Below are 16,814 nucleotides of genomic sequence, written 5' to 3' on the forward strand. Positions count from 1 at the left end.
CGCACCGAGATGAACGGAAAACACAACCGATGAGCAAGCTACGACTCGCCATTGTTGGTGCCGGCCCCGCCGGAATCTACGCCGCAGACATCCTGCTGAAGGCTGAACGCCAATTCGACGTCTCGATCGACCTCTTCGAGCAGCTTCCCGCGCCGTATGGTCTCGTGCGTTACGGCGTTGCCCCCGATCATCCGCGTATCAAGGGCATCGTCAACGCCCTGCGAGACGTGCTGGACACCGGCAACATCCGCCTCTTCGGCAACGTCACGTACGGGCGCGACATCACGCTCGACGACCTCAAGAAGCACTACAACGCGGTCATCTTTTCGACCGGTTCGGTGCGGGATGCTCCGCTTCCCATTCCCGGCATCGACCTGCCCGGCAGCCACGGTGCCGCCGACTTCGTCAGCTGGTACGACGGCCACCCCGACTTTCCGCGCGAGTGGACTCTTGACGCGAAAGAGACCGCCGTCATCGGCAACGGAAACGTCGCGCTCGACGTCGCCAGAATGCTCGCTAAGCATGCGGATGATCTGCTGCCGACTGAGATTCCCGCCAACGTTTACGAGGGCCTCAAATCGAGCCCTGTGACCGACGTGCACGTCTTCGGTCGTCGTGGCCCCATGCAGGTGAAGTTCACGCCTCTCGAGCTTCGCGAACTTGGCGAGCTTGACGACGTTGACCTGGTTGTCTACGAAGAAGACTTTGACTACGACGACGCCTCCAAGGCAGCCATCGAGTCGAACAAACAGATCATGGTTCTCGACCGCATCTTCACGAAGTGGCGCGGCCAAGAAAAGGGCACCGCATCACGTCGTCTGCACCTGCACTTCTACGCTGGCCCCGTCGCGGTGCTCGGTACTGATCGTGTTGAGGGCTTCCGTTACGAGCGCACCACGCCAGACGGCCAGGGCGGAGTCGTCGGCACCGGCGAGTTCCGCGAGGTCGCGGTGCAGAGCCTGTATCGCGCTGTTGGCTACTTCGGCTCGCCGCTCGACGGCATCCCGTTCGACGACCACCGCGGTGTCATTCCTAACCGCGAAGGTCAGGTCATTGACGACAACGACGAGCAGGTTCATGGCGTGTACGCGACCGGCTGGATCAAGCGCGGCCCCGTTGGTCTCATCGGCCACACCAAGTCTGACGCGATGGAAACCATCAAGCACGTCATGAACGACCAGGCCAATTGGTGGAGCCCCGAGAACCCCGACGAACAGGCCATCGTCGACCTGCTGAAGAGCCGCGACGTGGAGTACACGAACCTGCAGGGGTGGCAGTCGCTGGATGCCCACGAGATCGCGCTGGGGGAGCCGGAAGGCCGGGCGCGCATCAAGCTGGTCGACCGCGACGACATGCTCGCCGCCTCCAAGACCACCGACTCGGAATAGGGGCAGGCCGCCGCTACTGAACGGCGGCGGTGAGGCGCGCGAGGTTGTCGAGAACCTTCGAGCGTCGTGGGCGCTTCATCCACTCCTCAAGGGTGAGCTCCCGACTAACGGCCCGGTACTCCGATTCGAGCTCACGCATGTCGGCGATGAATTCGGCACCGCGCACCATCACGGAGATTTCTAGGTTGAGACTGAACGAGCGCATGTCCATGTTGCTCGAGCCGATGACGGCGACCTGGTCATCAATGGTGAAGTGCTTGGCATGCAGCACGGTGGGCTCGGGGAAGAGCCAGATCTTTACGCCGGCCCGCAGGAGCGTCTCGTAGTAGCTGCGCTGGGCGTGATAGACCAGAGCCTGATCAGCGACCTCCGAGACAAAGAGTTGCACGTCGAGCCCGCTTTGAGCCGCGGTAGTAATGGCGTAGAGCATCGAGTCATCCGGCACAAAATACGGGCTGGTGATGATGACGCGTTGCTGAGCGGCATAAAGCAGAGAGTTGAACAGCCGAAGGTTGTTCTCGCCCTCAAAGCCGGGGCCACTCGGTACGACTTGGGCGTCGAGACTCGCGGTGGAGTTGGCTGCCGGCGCCAGCGACCCTTCTCGGACGAGCAGCTCGTCTGTTTCGCTGTACCAGTCGGTGATGAAGAGAGCGTTGATTCCGGCGACGATGGGGCCCTCGAAGCGAACCATGAGGTCTTTCCACCGAAGCCCGCGCTTGAGGTTGGCGCGTTTGTTGTACGAGGAGTCGACCATGTTCTGCGATCCCGTAAAAGCGACGTTTCCGTCGATGATAAGGATCTTGCGGTGGTTACGCAGGTCGGGGCGCTGGAACTTCCACTTCAGCGGTTGAACCGGCAACATGACGTGCCAGTCGACGCCGATTTTTTTCAAATGACGGATCGTGGCGAAATAGCCCGGTGACCGCAGAGATGCAATGTGGTCGAGGAGCACCCGCACCCTCACCCCACGCTGCACTGCACTCTCGAGGGCATCGAAAAAGGGCCGCGTGGTGGAGTCAACGCTGAGAATATAGAACTCGACGTGCACAAAACTGGAGGCCTTGTTGACCTCGGCGATCATGGCATCCAACGACTCTTCGTATTCTGAGTGCAGCGTCGCGGTGTTGCCACCAACCAGAGGCATTGCACCAAGGGTGCGGTTGAGTTCGACCACAGGCTTGAGCCATGTGGGCCACGGTTCGTCCTGCGCGACCTGATCCATGCCCTCAGTTGATTCGATGATGAACTGATTGATCTCGGCCTGCTTCTCGCGGCGACGCTTGGGGAGTTTGCGGCTGCCAAATATGAGGAACAGGATGATGCCGAAATAGGGGATGAAGAAGATAGCGAGCAACCAGGCCATGGCGGTCTGCGGTCGGCGATTGCGCGGAACGTAGATGATCGAGAGCACTCGAATCATAAAGTCGATGACGACAAGAACAGCAGCGAGAACCGCTGTAAAACTGAAGTCAATGCTGCCCAAGTCCATGGGCGAAGTCTAGCGAGTTCACGAGCGATAAGAGCCGTGACGATCACGCTGGCGAACGACTACCAGCGTGGAGGCGGCCCCTGCCATGCCGGGGTCTCTTGAGCTTCGCTGAACGATCGAGCGACCACGACATCCGTGGAGGAATGAGCGATGATCGACAGCGCGATAGTGAGAGCCACAATGTGGAAGATGAGGTCGCCAGCGGGGATACCCGCGGAGACGACTACGAGAACGTATACAACCGAAGCGAAACCCTTCGGGCCGAACCACATCGCGGCGACTTGTTCTCGCATCGAGAGCCCGGAACCGAGGAACGAGACGTAGAGCGCGATAGGGCGCGCGGCGATGAGAGCGAGGATGGCGAAGGCCCAGCCGGTCCAGGCGATTTCGCCCAAAAACTTGAAGGACAGAAGCGCGCCGAAGATCATGAGCGCCAAAAGTTTGAGCAGCTCGGAGACGATTTCGCCGAACTCTTCGAAGGCCTCGCGCTCTTTCTGGCCCACCGTGGCGACGGTCACTCCGGCGGCAAATGCGGCGAGGAAGAGATTGGCGTGGGTGTAGCTCGACAGCGCGAATACGAGCAGGCCAATCGCGATCGGAACGATGGGCTCAAAGACTCCGGCTGCCGCGAAGAGCCGCGTATGAAGCGCCTTGATCACGATCCACGGCACTGCGATGCCGATAGCGGTACCGGCCAGCAGCTCAAGGCCCAGCTCGCCGAGATGCAGCTCTTCTGATCCTGAACTGACCGCTAAGAAGACCACCACGAACGGCAACGCCAAACCGTCGTTGACGCCTGACTCCACGTTGAGCAATTGGCGCAACCGCTCCGGAACTCGCTTGTTGCCCACGAGTGCCGCAGCAAAAACCGGGTCTGTTGGCGCCAAGATGGCGCCGATCAGCAGCGACTCCGCCCAGCCGAGGCCTAAGAGGAAGTGCGCGAGCACCGCGGTAATAGCAAGAGTGAGCGGTAAGCCCCACCCGAGCGCGCGACCAGGAAGACGCCAGGCCTTGCGTAAGTCAGCCCAGCCCATTTTCATGCCGTCGGTGAACAGTACGACGAAGAGAGCAATCTCGGCGATCGTTGAAACCTCGGTTGACGAGGAATCGAACTGCAGGATGCCCGTGGTCTCCGAGCCGATCACGAAACCGACCCCCAAGAACAACACGGCGGCCGACAACACCGTGCGCCCCGCCAGAGCGGAGAACAAGACAGCGACCAATAGGGTCGCTGCAAAAATCAGCAGGAAGAGATCCATGCTGGGGGAGTTGTTAGCGGAAGTTCACAAACTGGAGAGCGACTTCGATGTCTTTGCCCTTCAGCAGCGCCATCGTGGCCTGAAGGTCATCGCGGCTCTTGGACTGCACACGCAGTTCGTCGCCCTGAATCTGCGACTTGACGCCCTTCGGCGCCTCATCACGGATGATCTTGGAAATCTTTTTTGCGTCTTCAGACGAGATGCCGTTCTTCAGGCTGATCTCGATGCGGTATTCCTTGCCGCTGGGGAAGGGCTCGCCGGCGTCGAGGCTGCGCAGCGAGATGCCTCGCTTGATGAACTTGGCTTCGAGCACCTCGAGAACGGCTTTAACCCGCTCTTCGGCACTTGCTTTGAGGAGGAGGCTCTCGCCGGTCCACTCGACCGAGGCGCCAACGCCCTTGAAGTCGTAGCGCTGAGCAAGCTCCTTTTGCGCCTGGTTGACGGCGTTTTCCGCCTCCATTTGGTCAACTTTGCTCACAATGTCAAACGAAGAATCAGCCATAATCCCATGTTACCCGGGCAGAGCCCAGAACTCCCACAGGCGAGTTTTAGGGAAGTGGTCACGCGTGGCTCGGTTTCCTTGTATTCTGGTTCAGCGCGTTCGGTCAGATGAATACATGTGGCCGAAGGCGTCTTGGCGAGTTACCCAAGTGGCCAAAGGGATCTGACTGTAAATCAGACTGCATCGCATTCGAGGGTTCGAATCCCCCACTCGCCACCACTTATTCGAAAGGCCCTGTGCACACAGCACGGGGCCTTTCGTGAATAATGGGCGCGTGAATCTAACCGCTTCTCCCGAGAGCCCATCGTTTCGTCGTCGACTAACCCACTTTGTTGACTCATCACTCGTTCAGAACTTCGTTCTCGCCGTCATCGTGGTCAATGCCGTCGTCATCGCTCTGATGACCGCGGCAGAAGAGGGCACGACGACCTACGAGGTTCTCCACTCTCTCGACTCGATTGCCCTCGTGGTCTTCGTCATTGAGCTCGTTCTCAAGCTTGTTGCCTACGGCCCCAAGCGTTTCTTCACCGATGGGTGGTCTGTTTTTGACCTCATCGTTGTGGGCATTGCGCTTGTGCCCAGTGCTGGACCACTTTCGGTTCTTCGTGCGCTCCGAGTGCTGCGTATTTTGAGAGTCATCAAGTTCATGCCGCAGGTGCGGATGGTTGTTGAGGCGCTCATCCGTTCGTTCCCGGGTATTGGCGCGATCGCCCTGCTGATGTCTCTCGTCTTCTTCGTGGCATCCGTTATGTCGACCGAACTCTTTGGCGAGCAGTTTCCGGAGTGGTTCGGCAGCATCGGAAAGTCGACGTATTCGCTGTTTCAGATCATGACCCTCGAGAGTTGGTCGATGGGGATCGTGCGCCCGATTATGGAAGTGATGCCGTTGGCGTGGCTGTTCTTCGTGCCGTTCATCCTGATCGCCGCGTTCATCACCCTGAACCTGTTTATTGCCGTGATCGTAGACACGATGTCGTCGCTGCGGGTCGAGCGCGACGAGGCAGACCACGCCGAACAAGAGCGTCTCGCTCCCTCCGTTCAGTTAGATCTGAGCGATGACGAGCAATCGCTGCTCTCGCTCGGGCTCAGTCGATTACTCGCGCCAGCAGTGGCCCAACCAGACCTGCTGCGGATGTGGGGCGTCGACACTGCCGAAGCATTGCACGATGATATTCAGCGGCTTCAGATCGCCCTTGCCGCTGGCGGTGAGCACTCCCCGGCGGATTGGGCTCGCATTGTGTTCGCGGCAGACTTAGCGTTGATGCGGAGTCAACCCGGCGGTGCGACTGGCGACGAGCTGGCTTCGAGCGACGCGAAAGCCCTAGCGATCTCACGTTCCCTTCGGGCGCGACTCGATGCGCATGAGGGGATGTCCGCGGGGGCAGCCGTCGTCAGCGTTGAGGCGTGATCTCTCGCGCGGTGAAAGTATCAGTCTGAGGTTTCGTACGCCCGGATGTAATCGAGACGGTATTCCTGCGGCTGCGTGATGTCGTCGGAGAGGTCGCCTCCAAAGTCTCCTCCGACTGCAAGATTGACGAGGAGGAAGAAGGGCTGATCGAAGACCCAGGAGTTTGGTGCCACGTCAGCCGGCACAGCCTCGTGGTACACCGTGCCATCGACTTCCCACACGATTCGTCCGGGGGACCACTCCACCGCGACCTCGTGCCACTCGTCGGCAACCGGGGTGCCGAGGTCGAGGACGCCACCGAACGACTGTTCGCCGGAATAACCGGGCCCATGAATCGTGCCGAAAATCTGGGTCGGTGAATTACCCACGAACTCCATGACGTCGATCTCGCCCGACTGCGGCCAATCGACCTCGGAGAGGTCTTCGCCGAGCATCCAGAACGCCGGCCACACCCCGCCTGCGCTAGGGACCTGGATGCGCGCCTCCACCCGGCCGAACTCCACCGTCACCTTGTCGGCCGTGATGAGGCGAGCCGAGGTGAAGGAGCACGGTCCATACCAGCACGACTGGTCTGACGAGAGCGGATCGAGAGCCCGAGCGGTGATCACGAGATTGCCGGCTCCATCGAGCGCGGCATTCGCTGCGCCCTCCGTGTAGAACTGCAACTCATTGTTGCCCCAGCCTTCGCCTCCGACCTCGTTAGTCCAGTTGTCGGGGTTGGGCGCCGAACCTGCCGGTCCATCGAACTCGTCGCTCCACACTAGGGAGCGACCCGGTAGCGGGAGATCGGGCGGCGGCGACGCGAGGTCATTGGGCTCGTCACTTGCTACGGGTGGCCCGCTGGCAGAATCGCCAATCTGGGAAACCAGCAGCACGCTGAGAAGCAACGCGACGGCGAGCAGTGTGATGGCGAGCGGGGTGACTCGTTTTCTGTTCATCTTGCACCTTTAGTGCCAACCACATCCAGATCGAGCGACGTGAGTACCGGCCGGAGAGGCCGGGGCCCTGTTCTCCCCACCGAATCGACCTCGAATGGAGTGTCATCGTACAGGCGCGGGCGGAACGTGGTGCGAGCGAACTGACTGGAGTTGAGGGTGAACCAGAGTCCACCTCAATGGACAGCCGCTACCGGTTGCGCGCGAAGTAGACCTCTCCGAAGCGTTCATCGCCACGGGATTCGCCTCCCTGCAGGAATTGCGCGTAGATGCGGCAAAAGAAAAGGACTTCATCCTCGCTGCGGAACCAGCCGTTGCCCAGAAACTTGAGGCAGTGTTGAAGCAGTTGCTAGCCTGAGTAGACCACTTTATAAAGGTCTGGCAACTAGACCACTTGCGCGCTAACCTTTATGAATCTGTTACCCGCGCGCAACCCGTACGTGCGTGGGTTAATTACCCGATTTTTGCATTCACACCTAGCAGGTGAATCGCGTGGAGGAGAAGAATGTCGCTGATGAGCGCGCATGCCGCAGTGGCCTTCTCTTCCCGCCACCACGAGTTCGTTCTATGAGCCGGGACACCGTGCCCTCCCACACCCCGGGAACCGAAGCGAATCCGCCGCTGACACGCAAAGAAATGCGCGAGCGTGAACGCGAAGCTCAACAATCAGCTAACCAGCGAAGCAGCGCGAAGCGCCCGGCGAAGACGCCAGTGGTTCCCGTGCTCGCTGATTTGTTCAGTCCGCACTCGCAGCCTGCTCCCGAAGAGCAGCAGCGGCAGCCCGCAGCAGTCGAACCGCGACCAGTAGTCGCTGTCGTTCTGCCCTCAGCTGTCGAGACGGCCCCCGAGAGTGTCGAATCTCAGGCGGCAGCGGCAGCGGCAGCGTCCGAGCCATTTGCGGTGGCGGTTCCGGAAATCGTGACAGCGACAGTGGATCGCCCCGTTTCGGTTGAGAGCGCGGTCGCGTTGCCGAGCCGTCGTTCGATGCGCAACAAGGCTGCTGCCGTGGCCTCCGTGCCCGCAATTCCCACGCCGGCTATTCCGGCGCCCGCCAGCCCCGTTGTTGTGAGCCCGACGCCTGTCTCGATCGCGCCGCCGGTGGTGGCGCCTGGCGCACCAACCGTATCTGAGCGCCTCTTCACTGCTCCGATCTCGACCGTGCATGCTCCGGCAGCCGCTACCCCCGCCGTCGACGCAGCACCTTCCGAGCCTCAGAGCATTAGAGCTGACGCACCTTTCGACGTCTTTGGCTTGACGCCCAGCACGATTACTTCCACCTCCGAGGCCCCCGCGGAGGCTCTGGAGTCGAACGCGGCGCTCGCGGTGGCTCCGACAAGCCGCAAACGTTCGCGGCCGGCCAAGGCAGCCCAGAGTGGTCGTGCACCGAAGCAGGCGACCGCGGCTACCGCACCTCGCTCCCGCAAAGCGACAAACTCCGCGGTCAAATCGAAACGTGTGTGGGTTTCCCGCAAGGCCTTGGCGCCGAGCAACACCTCCGGTTCGAGCAGCAAGCGTTCAGCGTCGAAGGCGCTCTCATTTGTCGCGATGCTGTTCGCGTTCCCAATTCTCGTCGGCGTCTCGGTGCCGTCAAACATATTCATGGATGCGGATTCAGCCACGATCGCCGCCGGCGCCCCGGTCGCTGACGTTGCGGCCCTCAGTGCGAACGCGCGTGCCAGCCAGTCCCTGGCGGTCTCCGACGAGGTTGCGGGTGAGGTCGCTGCGCATGACGACATCAAGGTGATCTCGTACGCAGAAGTGCTCGCGCTCAAATATGCCGGAATCGACTACGAGTACAGCGCGACGAGCGGCGATATTCGCTGGCCGTTCCCCTACTCCGTACCGATCACCGATGGTTTCGGCGACCGCGTCGGTGGCTTCCACAAGGGAACTGACTTCGCGGCAGCATCCGGAACACCGATCTACGCGATCGCTGACGGCACCGTAGACCTCATTCAAGCGGACTGGTCGGGCTACGGATATCACGCCGTCATCAGCCACACGATCAACGGCCAGCAGGTCACGAGCCTCTACGCTCACATGATCACGGACTCCAGCCCCATCGTCGTGGGGCAGCAAGTTAAGGCGGGCGACTTCCTCGGTCTCGTCGGCGAAACCGGCATCGCCTATGGTGCCCATCTGCACTTCGAAGTGCACCTCGATGACGTTCCCGTTGACCCCTACGCCTGGCTTACAGCGAATGCTGTTGACTAATCTTTGCCAACGGCTATTTTTAGGCCAAAAGCGTACAAAGAGGCCTCCAGCGGGTGCTAGTCTCTTACGGTGCCAATCGCGCGTTTAGCGCTTTTGTGTGCCCCCTTAGCTCATTGGTAGAGCACTTCCTTGGTAAGGAAGAGGTAATGGGTCCGATTCCCATAGGGGGCTCGCTCATCCGAATTTTGGATGATGTGGCTGAGTAGCTCAGTTGGTGAGAGCGCACGACTCATAATCGTGAGGTCGCGGGTTCGAATCCCGCCTCAGCTACCGTGTGTTGTTCCCGGGATCTATGAGTCCCCTTGTTGTTTCCAGCGTTCGCTTCCGCGAGTTGTGACCGTCGCGCATCGCCTTCGCCTTCGCCTTCGCTCAGCGCCGGGCGGGTTCTTCGATGTCGGGCACCGCGAAAGCGAAAATACTTCTCTTATGATGGGTGGTGGCGCCACCACCACCACAGTTCCGGGCGTATTCGCGACAGTCGTGGGGGTAAAAATCGCCGTTGATCTTCATCACACCAACGTTCGGTCGCTCCGATTTGGGGTCGCTGGCGCTGACGACGCGCAGTTCCCAAGGAGTTTCCGATGAGCAACCCGAAGAATGCACTCGTGGTGCGCGGGGGATGGCCCGGGCATCACCCCGTCGCCACCACCGACGCATTCATCCCCTTCCTTGAATCGCAGGGTTTCGCCGTGCACGTCGAAGAATCGTCTGCCATTTACGCCGACGAAGCCGCGATGAGTGATATCGACCTCATCGTTCAGTGTGTGTCGATGGCGACAATCGAACGTGAAGAATTCGACGGATTAGATGCTGCTGTTCGGCGCGGAGTTGGGCTTGCCGGCTGGCACGGGGGAATCGTCGATTCGTATCGCAACACACCGGAGTATCCGCAACTTATTGGGGGATACTTCGCCACGCATCCGCCGAAGCCGCACCATGACCGCATGGGGGATGGCAGCGACTATATGGTTCCCCACCGCATAGAGGTCACTCCCGCGGGAAAGGAGCATCCCATCACCAGCGGTATCGGTGCGTTAGATCTCGACACTGAGCAGTATTGGGTGCTTACGGACAACTACAACACTGTGCTCGCTACGACGACGCATGCGAGTAAACCGGGAGATCCTTGGGGTTCGCCGGTGACATGCCCCGCGGTGTGGACGCGGCAGTGGGGCAAGGGGCGCGTGTTTGTCGCGACGCCAGGCCACGACCCCGACGTCTTGGCGATGTCGCCCGTGCGCACCATGGTCGAGCGGGGCCTGCTGTGGGCCAGCCGTTAGACGCCATTGGTAGGGGCCACGCGCTGCCCTCGCGAGAAATTGCGCACGCTCATCGCCTACGCTGAAGCCAATGGACCATTTGCTGCTCAAACAGTTTGTCGCCGCCGGGCACCAACTGCATTTCGCCCACGCGGCACGCTCGTTGGGGGTTCCGCGGTCGAACCTTGTTGCGGCGATCAGGTCACTCGAAGAGCAACTGGGTTACCCGCTGTTCGATACCTCCGCGACGACGACGCAGCTAACCCCCGAGGGCGAAGCGTTTCTGATCGACGCCGACCGTCAACTTGATAAGTCTGCGAAGGCCGCCGCCGCATCCGTGGCAAAGCCGGGCGGAAAAGCCAAAGCCTCGAAAGGTAAGGGGCGCGCGCCTTCGGTCAAAGGAAAGTCGAAGCCGGGCTTTCGACGCCAAGCGCGTTAGGCACCAGTGCCGGCGTAATTAACCTGCTTTTTACAAGGCTGGAATCTCAGGACCCCCACCGTGTCAGTGGCTCTGCCAAGCTTCAATGAACACGACGAGTAAGGCGCTCGCCGCACGCCCCGATTCGGCAGGTTCATGTCCACGGTTGATCGCAGAGCAACGCTCGAATCGCCCCTGCGGGTGCCGATCATCCGAACCCCGCGCGTATTACTTCGACCGCACCGGATGTCGGATGCGGCACGGTGGTACGAGATTCAGTCCAGCCCGCAGGTGAGTCAGTACACGGCGTGGCCGCAGCGCAGCCGCCGGTCCTCGCTGCGACAGCTGACGCGTCGAACTCGGCAAACTTCTATCTATCGAGTGGATGACGTGCTCGCCTTAGCCATCGAATTCGAGGGTGAGTTGGTCGGAGAAATCAGCCTGCAGTTGCGATCCCTGACCGCCTCAACTCGTTGCCTCGAAGTCAGTTGGATCGTGCATCCGCAGTTCCAAGGCCAAGGAATCGCGTACGAAGCGATGCGGCCGCTTTTCGCCTACGTGCGGGCGAACATTGAAGCTTTGTTGTTAGTCGCTGTCGTGCACCCGGAGAATGCGGCGTCAGTAAAGCTGGCGCACAAACTGAAGTTGCACCCGCTGCCGGGTACCGCCGATCGCACCGTTTTCGTGGGGCGGAATGGGCCGCTGGCAGCGTTGTTCTGACGGAGGAACGGCGCCGGCTGCAGGTGGCTTAGGCGTGCTTGAACACGTAGCGGGGCTGGTCGACGGTGCCGCACGGTTCGTGGCTGCGGGGCATAATGGGGGCAGCGCTCAGTGGTTGCGCGCGGATGGCGGTCATGGAATCAGGTAGCAGGGTGCAATCGGCGAAGCTTCGTGCTCCGAACATACGAGACGTCGCTCGCCGCGCTGGAGTGTCGTACCAGACGGTCTCGCGGGTGCTTAATGACAGCCCCAACATCCGCGATTCCACACGGGATCGTGTGCGCGAGGCCATAAATGAACTGGGCTACCGCCCCAATCAGGCGGCGCGCACTCTGGTCACCAGCCGCACGCGCACCATCGGTGTGCTCGCGCAGCAGTCGAGCCACTTCGGCCCGGCGACTACGATTCAGGCGATCGAGCTCGCAGCACGGGAGGCGAGTTATCGCCTCAGCATCACCAATGTTGCATCTAATGACCGCCACGCGATCAAGGCTGGCCTCGACTATTTGATGAGTCAGTCGGTCGAAGCGATCGTCTTCGTGACGCCGCAAGGGCGAGCGTTGGATGCGGTGCGCGAGTTGTCAGTCTCGGTGCCGTTCGTGGCGCTACACGCCAATCAAGTCGACCAGAGTCGGCACAGCATGTCGGTCGACCAGCAGGCGGGCGCTCGCCTCGCCACGCGACACCTGATCGATCTCGGTCACACCGAGATCATGCACTTGTCCGGGCCCCGGGACTGGCTCGAGGCAGAAGCGCGCGTGCAGGGATTTCTCGACGAAATTAATGAAGCCGGGCTCAAGGTGCGGGCGCCCGTTCTGGGCGACTGGAGTTCCAGCTTCGGGTATTACGCGGGCCTCGAACTGCTGCGATCGCGCGACTTCACGGCGCTGTTCGCCAGCAATGACCAAATGGCGTTGGGCTTCATGCACGCCTGTCGTGAGCTGGGGCTGAGTATCCCCGACGATATGAGCGTCGTGGGCTTCGATGACATCCCCGAAGCGGCCCACTTCTTTCCGCCGCTGACCACAGTGCGGCAGAACCTTCCGGAAATCGGCCGTCGCGCCATCTCCGTACTGTTGGCGGGCCTGCGCGGTGAAAATCCTGGTGACGACGGCATTGTTCTTCCGGAGTTAATCGTGCGCGAATCGACCGCGACGCTCTAGTCCGCGGCGTGGCTGTCGGATGATGATCTGCTGCCCTTGACGGATGTGACCGTTTCGCATGTAACATAGTGACCACAATGTGAACGGTCACATTCACTGAACTGCACCCTAGACAACGGAGTCCGACGTGAGTTTTTCCCCGAGCGACCAATTCGTGATTGGTGTCGACTTCGGCACGCTGTCGGGTCGTGCCGTCGTAGTCCGCGTTTCCGATGGAGCCGAACTCGGCGCGGGCGTTCATGACTACTCCCACGCGGTCATGGACTCCACCTTGGCCAGTTCAGGCCAAGCGCTGCCGCCGGAGTGGGCGCTGCAGGTGCCTTCAGACTATGTGGACGTACTCAAACATGCCGTTCCCGCGGCGCTCACAGCATCCGGCGTCGACCCAGCGCAGGTCATCGGAATTGCAACAGATTTCACCGCCTGCACCATGATCCCGACTCTGGCAGACGGTACTCCGCTCAATGAGCTTCTCGAGTTTGTGGACCGCCCCCACGCCTACGTCAAACTGTGGAAGCACCATGCCGCGCAGCCGCACGCTGACCGCATCAACGAGCTTGCGGCCGCACGGAATGAACCGTGGTTGTCTCGCTACGGTGGGCTCATCTCGAGCGAGTGGGAATTCGCTAAAGGACTGCAACTGCTCGAAGAGGATCCCGAACTGTACGAACTCATGGACCACTGGGTCGAAGCCGCCGACTGGATCGTCTGGCAGCTCTCCGGCCGCTACGTTCGTAACGCCTGCACCGCCGGGTATAAGGGCATCCTCCAGGACGGCGAGTACCCCAGTCGGGAATTCCTTGCCGCATTGAATCCCGCCTTCGCAAGCTTCGCTGATGACAAAGTGAGTCACGCTCTTGGCCAGTTAGGTGATGCTGCGGGCACGCTCACGGCGCAAGCAGCGTCTTGGACGGGACTGCCCGAGGGAATCGCCGTCGCTGTGGGAAACGTCGACGCGCACGTGACCGCTCCTGCTGCTGGGGCGACGCGACCGGGTCAGATGGTCGCGATTATGGGCACCTCCACGTGCCACGTCATGAACTCGGATGTTTTGACCGACGTTCCAGGGATGTGTGGAGTCGTCGAGGGCGGTATCGTCTCGGGCCTGTATGGCTACGAAGCAGGACAGTCGGGGGTGGGCGATATCTTCGCCTGGTACGTCGAGAATCAGGTGCCATCTCGCTACTTCGACGCCGCCGCTGAGGTTGGCGTGAGCATCCACGAACACCTCACCAGCCTGATCGCCGGTCAACCGGTTGGCGGCCACGGATTGGTAGCGCTCGACTGGCACGGCGGCAACCGCTCGGTGCTTGTCGACGCGGAGCTCAGCGGCGTAGTGTTTGGCGCCACCCTCGCGACCCGCGCCGAAGAGGTGTACCGCGCATTGTTCGAAGCGACGGCGTTCGGCACCCGCACGATTGTCGAAACCTTTAACGCACACGGCGTACCAGTGACCGATTTCATCGTCGCCGGAGGGCTGTTGCGCAACCCCGTGCTCATGCAAATCTACAGCGACGTGCTGCGAATGCCCATCTCCACGATCGCGAGTGAGCAAGGTCCGGCGCTCGGCTCCGCGATTCACGCAGCCGTGGCTGCCGGGGCCTACGACACCGTCGTGGCCGCGGGCGAAGCCATGGGCAAAGTTCAGAAGGCGACGTATGTGCCGGATGCGGCATCCGCTGACGCCTACGACGCACTTTTCGCAGAGTACCGCACTCTGCACGACTACTTTGGCCGCGGCGGCAATGATGTCATGCGCCGGCTCAAAAACATTCGTCGGGAGGCCCTCGCATGATCGCATACAGCCCAGAAGTTCAGGTCGCCATTGCGCGTATTCGCGATGAAGTTGCCGCACTTCACGCCGAACTTACCCGTTACGGTCTTGTCGTGTGGACCGGCGGTAACGTCTCAGCACGTGTGCCTGGAGCTGACCTGTTCGTGATCAAGCCGAGCGGGGTCTCGTACGACGACCTAGCGCCAGAGAACATGATTCTGTGCGATCTCGACGGTGCGGTGATCCGAGATACTCCGGGATCAGATCGTGCTCCCTCGAGCGACACAGCGGCCCACGCCTACATCTATCGCGCCATGCCCGAGGTCGGGGGAGTCGTGCACACCCACTCCACCTATGCCACCGCATGGGCGGCACGAGGCGAAGCTATCCCTTGCGTTATCACGGCGATGGCGGATGAATTCGGTGGTGAAATTCCTATCGGTCCTTTCGCGATAATCGGTGACGATTCGATCGGCCGCGGAGTTGTCGAGACGCTCACCGGCCACCGTTCGCGAGCTGTTCTGATGCAAAACCATGGCCCTTTCTCGATCGGTAAGAATGCTCGCGATGCTGTGAAGGCCGCAGCGATGGTCGAGGATGTCGCGCGCACCGTTCACATCGCGCGACAGGGCGGAGCTCTGGTGCCGATTGCTCAAAGCGCTATCGACTCGCTCTTCGACCGCTATCAGAACGTGTACGGACAAGCTCCCCAAGGAGCACTAATCGACAGCACCTCCGACGGAAAGGCACCCTCACTGTGAGCAACCGCAGCATCACCCCCAACCTTGCGAGCTACGAAGTGTGGTTTCTCACGGGAAGCCAAGAGCTGTATGGCGAAGAGACTCTTCAGCAGGTCGCCGAGCAGAGCCGCGCTGTGGCCGATGCCTTGAGTGCCGCCGCGAACGTACCCGTTACGATCGTGTGGAAGCCGGTCTTGAAGGGCTCGGACGCCATCCGCCGCACCGCTCTTGAGATCAATGCTGCCGATAACGTGATTGGCGTTATCGCGTGGATGCATACCTTCAGCCCCGCCAAGATGTGGATCGCGGGCCTCGACGCGCTGCGCAAGCCGCTGCTGCACCTTCACACTCAAGCCAATGTCGAGCTACCCTGGGCCGATATTGATTTCGACTTCATGAACCTCAACCAAGCGGCGCACGGCGATCGCGAGTTTGGCTACATCCAGTCGCGTCTCGGCGTCGCGCGCAAAACCGTTGTGGGCCACGTCTCCAATCCGGCGGTGCTTGCCAGCATTGCGACCTGGTCGCGCGCCGCGGCAGGTTGGGCCGCCAGCCGTTCGCTCAAGCTCGCACGCTTCGGAGACAACATGCGTTTTGTCGCCGTAACGGAGGGTGACAAGACCGAGGCAGAATTGCGCTTCGGTGTGCAGGTCAACACCTGGGGCGTCAATGAACTCGCGGATGCCGTTGCTGCAGTAGCGGAAGCAGACATCGACGATCTCGTCGCGGAATACGAAGCGAGCTACGAGGTGGCGGCTGAACTGCGTGTTTCTGGCGAACGCCATCAGTCGCTGCGCGACGGTGCAGCGATCGAACTCGGTCTGCGCTCCTTCCTCGAAGCTGGCGGATTCTCGGCCTTCACCACTAGTTTCGAAGATCTTGGCCAGCTCAAGCAACTGCCCGGGCTCGCGGTACAGCGTTTGATGGCGGATGGTTATGGGTTCGGCGCCGAGGGCGATTGGAAAACTGCCATCCTCGTGCGCGTCGCCAATGTCATGGGCGCAGGGCTCCCCGGCGGCGCGAGCCTCATGGAGGACTACACCTATCACCTCACTCCGGGCGAAGAGAAAGTTCTCGGTGCTCACATGCTCGAAGTCAGTCCGAGTCTCACTACTTCCAAGCCGAGTCTCGAAATTCACCCGCTCGGAATCGGCGGCAAAGACGACCCCGTTCGTCTTGTATTCACGGCTGACAGTGGCCCCGCCGTGGTAGTTGCACTCAGCGACATGCGCGATCGTTTCCGTCTCGTCGCGAACGTCGTGGAAAACGTTCCGCTGGATGCCCCCATGCCGAACCTTCCGGTCGGTAGGGCCGTGTGGAAGCCTGCGCCCGACTTTGCGACCTCGGCGGCGGCCTGGCTGATTGCGGGCGCTGCACATCACACAGTGATGTCCACAGCGGTTGACATCGAGGTTTTCCGCGACTGGGCCGAAATGTCGGGAACGGAGCTTCTCGTCATTGATGAAAGCACGACGATCCGCGAGTTCCAGAAAGAAGTTCGCTGGAATGCGGCCTACTACCGGCTGGCACAGGGAATCTAGCTCG

At 60.9% G+C, this 16,814-nt stretch carries 14 protein-coding genes and 3 tRNA genes; 13 read left to right on the plus strand and 4 right to left on the minus strand.

Annotated features, from left to right (window positions below):
- Nucleotides 1–29 precede the first annotated feature (29 nt).
- On the plus strand, nucleotides 30–1,388 hold the full coding sequence (locus I6E58_RS10130; protein WP_197133189.1) for an FAD-dependent oxidoreductase: 1,359 nt from the start codon (nucleotides 30–32) through the stop codon (nucleotides 1,386–1,388).
- A 13-nt stretch (nucleotides 1,389–1,401) separates the two neighbouring features.
- Here the strand turns inward: I6E58_RS10130 and cls are convergent, their stop codons facing one another.
- The 3 genes from cls to I6E58_RS10145 are packed head-to-tail and all read right to left on the minus strand — an operon-like array spanning nucleotide 1,402 to nucleotide 4,638.
- On the minus strand, nucleotides 1,402–2,877 hold the full coding sequence (gene cls, locus I6E58_RS10135) for a cardiolipin synthase (RefSeq protein WP_197133190.1): 1,476 nt from the start codon (nucleotides 2,875–2,877) through the stop codon (nucleotides 1,402–1,404).
- Nucleotides 2,878–2,936: 59 nt separating this feature from the next.
- Nucleotides 2,937–4,136: a sodium:proton antiporter gene (locus tag I6E58_RS10140; protein ID WP_197133192.1), complete on the minus strand. Its 1,200-nt coding sequence runs from the start codon at nucleotides 4,134–4,136 to the stop codon at nucleotides 2,937–2,939.
- A 13-nt stretch (nucleotides 4,137–4,149) separates the two neighbouring features.
- The gene (locus tag I6E58_RS10145) at nucleotides 4,150–4,638 is read right to left on the minus strand and encodes a YajQ family cyclic di-GMP-binding protein (protein ID WP_129072983.1); all 489 of its coding nucleotides are present in this window, start codon (nucleotides 4,636–4,638) and stop codon (nucleotides 4,150–4,152) included.
- A gap of 134 nt (nucleotides 4,639–4,772) precedes the next feature.
- Between I6E58_RS10145 and I6E58_RS10150 the strand changes: the two genes are divergently transcribed.
- Nucleotides 4,773–4,857: transfer RNA gene (locus I6E58_RS10150), tRNA-Tyr, on the plus strand.
- Nucleotides 4,858–4,912: 55 nt separating this feature from the next.
- A complete protein-coding gene (locus I6E58_RS10155) occupies nucleotides 4,913–6,046 on the plus strand; it encodes an ion transporter (RefSeq protein WP_197133195.1) in 1,134 nt (377 codons plus the stop codon).
- A gap of 20 nt (nucleotides 6,047–6,066) precedes the next feature.
- On the opposite strand, the gene I6E58_RS10160 is transcribed toward I6E58_RS10155, so the two are convergent.
- Nucleotides 6,067–6,984 (minus strand): family 16 glycosylhydrolase, encoded by a 918-nt coding sequence (locus I6E58_RS10160; RefSeq protein ID WP_197133198.1) that lies wholly within the window; start codon nucleotides 6,982–6,984, stop codon nucleotides 6,067–6,069.
- A 564-nt stretch (nucleotides 6,985–7,548) separates the two neighbouring features.
- On the opposite strand from I6E58_RS10160, the gene I6E58_RS10165 reads away from it, so the two are divergent.
- The 10 genes from I6E58_RS10165 to araA all read left to right on the plus strand — a co-directional run bounded on the left by I6E58_RS10165 (nucleotide 7,549) and on the right by araA (nucleotide 16,810).
- Nucleotides 7,549–9,195, plus strand: coding sequence for a peptidoglycan DD-metalloendopeptidase family protein (locus I6E58_RS10165; RefSeq protein WP_197133201.1), 1,647 nt, complete (start codon nucleotides 7,549–7,551; stop codon nucleotides 9,193–9,195).
- A gap of 99 nt (nucleotides 9,196–9,294) precedes the next feature.
- Nucleotides 9,295–9,366 (plus strand) — tRNA-Thr (locus I6E58_RS10170).
- A gap of 25 nt (nucleotides 9,367–9,391) precedes the next feature.
- Nucleotides 9,392–9,465: transfer RNA gene (locus I6E58_RS10175), tRNA-Met, on the plus strand.
- A gap of 311 nt (nucleotides 9,466–9,776) precedes the next feature.
- A complete protein-coding gene (locus tag I6E58_RS10180) occupies nucleotides 9,777–10,475 on the plus strand; it encodes a ThuA domain-containing protein (RefSeq protein WP_197133203.1) in 699 nt (232 codons plus the stop codon).
- A gap of 70 nt (nucleotides 10,476–10,545) precedes the next feature.
- The gene (locus I6E58_RS10185; RefSeq protein ID WP_129072987.1) at nucleotides 10,546–10,893 is read left to right on the plus strand and encodes a LysR family transcriptional regulator; all 348 of its coding nucleotides are present in this window, start codon (nucleotides 10,546–10,548) and stop codon (nucleotides 10,891–10,893) included.
- A 135-nt stretch (nucleotides 10,894–11,028) separates the two neighbouring features.
- Nucleotides 11,029–11,592 (plus strand): GNAT family N-acetyltransferase, encoded by a 564-nt coding sequence (locus I6E58_RS10190; protein WP_197133205.1) that lies wholly within the window; start codon nucleotides 11,029–11,031, stop codon nucleotides 11,590–11,592.
- Nucleotides 11,593–11,726: 134 nt separating this feature from the next.
- Complete coding sequence (locus I6E58_RS10195) at nucleotides 11,727–12,755, plus strand: LacI family DNA-binding transcriptional regulator (protein ID WP_197133207.1); 1,029 nt, start codon at nucleotides 11,727–11,729, stop codon at nucleotides 12,753–12,755.
- A gap of 127 nt (nucleotides 12,756–12,882) precedes the next feature.
- Nucleotides 12,883–14,550, plus strand: coding sequence for a ribulokinase (gene araB, locus I6E58_RS10200; RefSeq protein WP_129072990.1), 1,668 nt, complete (start codon nucleotides 12,883–12,885; stop codon nucleotides 14,548–14,550).
- Nucleotides 14,547–15,290 (plus strand): L-ribulose-5-phosphate 4-epimerase, encoded by a 744-nt coding sequence (locus tag I6E58_RS10205; RefSeq protein ID WP_197133209.1) that lies wholly within the window; start codon nucleotides 14,547–14,549, stop codon nucleotides 15,288–15,290. Before araB ends, I6E58_RS10205 begins: the two co-directional genes overlap by 4 nt.
- A complete protein-coding gene (araA, locus tag I6E58_RS10210; RefSeq protein WP_197133211.1) occupies nucleotides 15,287–16,810 on the plus strand; it encodes an L-arabinose isomerase in 1,524 nt (507 codons plus the stop codon). Before I6E58_RS10205 ends, araA begins: the two co-directional genes overlap by 4 nt.
- Nucleotides 16,811–16,814 lie beyond the last annotated feature (4 nt).

The organism is Salinibacterium sp. SWN1162 (assembly GCF_015864675.1).
In the GTDB taxonomy this organism is placed as follows: domain Bacteria; phylum Actinomycetota; class Actinomycetes; order Actinomycetales; family Microbacteriaceae; genus Rhodoglobus.

Excerpts from the sequence above, each read along its gene's own strand:
- I6E58_RS10130 (WP_197133189.1), top strand. The coding sequence starts at position 30 with ATGAGCAAGCTACGACTCGCCATTGTTGGTGCCGGCCCCGCCGGAATC.
- I6E58_RS10195 (WP_197133207.1), top strand. The coding sequence starts at position 11,727 with ATGGAATCAGGTAGCAGGGTGCAATCGGCGAAGCTTCGTGCTCCGAAC.
- I6E58_RS10145 (WP_129072983.1), bottom strand. The coding sequence starts at position 4,638 with ATGGCTGATTCTTCGTTTGACATTGTGAGCAAAGTTGACCAAATGGAG.
- I6E58_RS10180 (WP_197133203.1), top strand. The coding sequence starts at position 9,777 with ATGAGCAACCCGAAGAATGCACTCGTGGTGCGCGGGGGATGGCCCGGG.
- I6E58_RS10185 (WP_129072987.1), top strand. The coding sequence starts at position 10,546 with ATGGACCATTTGCTGCTCAAACAGTTTGTCGCCGCCGGGCACCAACTG.
- I6E58_RS10165 (WP_197133201.1), top strand. The coding sequence starts at position 7,549 with ATGAGCCGGGACACCGTGCCCTCCCACACCCCGGGAACCGAAGCGAAT.
- cls (WP_197133190.1), bottom strand. The coding sequence starts at position 2,877 with ATGGACTTGGGCAGCATTGACTTCAGTTTTACAGCGGTTCTCGCTGCT.
- I6E58_RS10160 (WP_197133198.1), bottom strand. The coding sequence starts at position 6,984 with ATGAACAGAAAACGAGTCACCCCGCTCGCCATCACACTGCTCGCCGTC.
- I6E58_RS10140 (WP_197133192.1), bottom strand. The coding sequence starts at position 4,136 with ATGGATCTCTTCCTGCTGATTTTTGCAGCGACCCTATTGGTCGCTGTC.
- I6E58_RS10205 (WP_197133209.1), top strand. The coding sequence starts at position 14,547 with ATGATCGCATACAGCCCAGAAGTTCAGGTCGCCATTGCGCGTATTCGC.
- I6E58_RS10190 (WP_197133205.1), top strand. The coding sequence starts at position 11,029 with ATGTCCACGGTTGATCGCAGAGCAACGCTCGAATCGCCCCTGCGGGTG.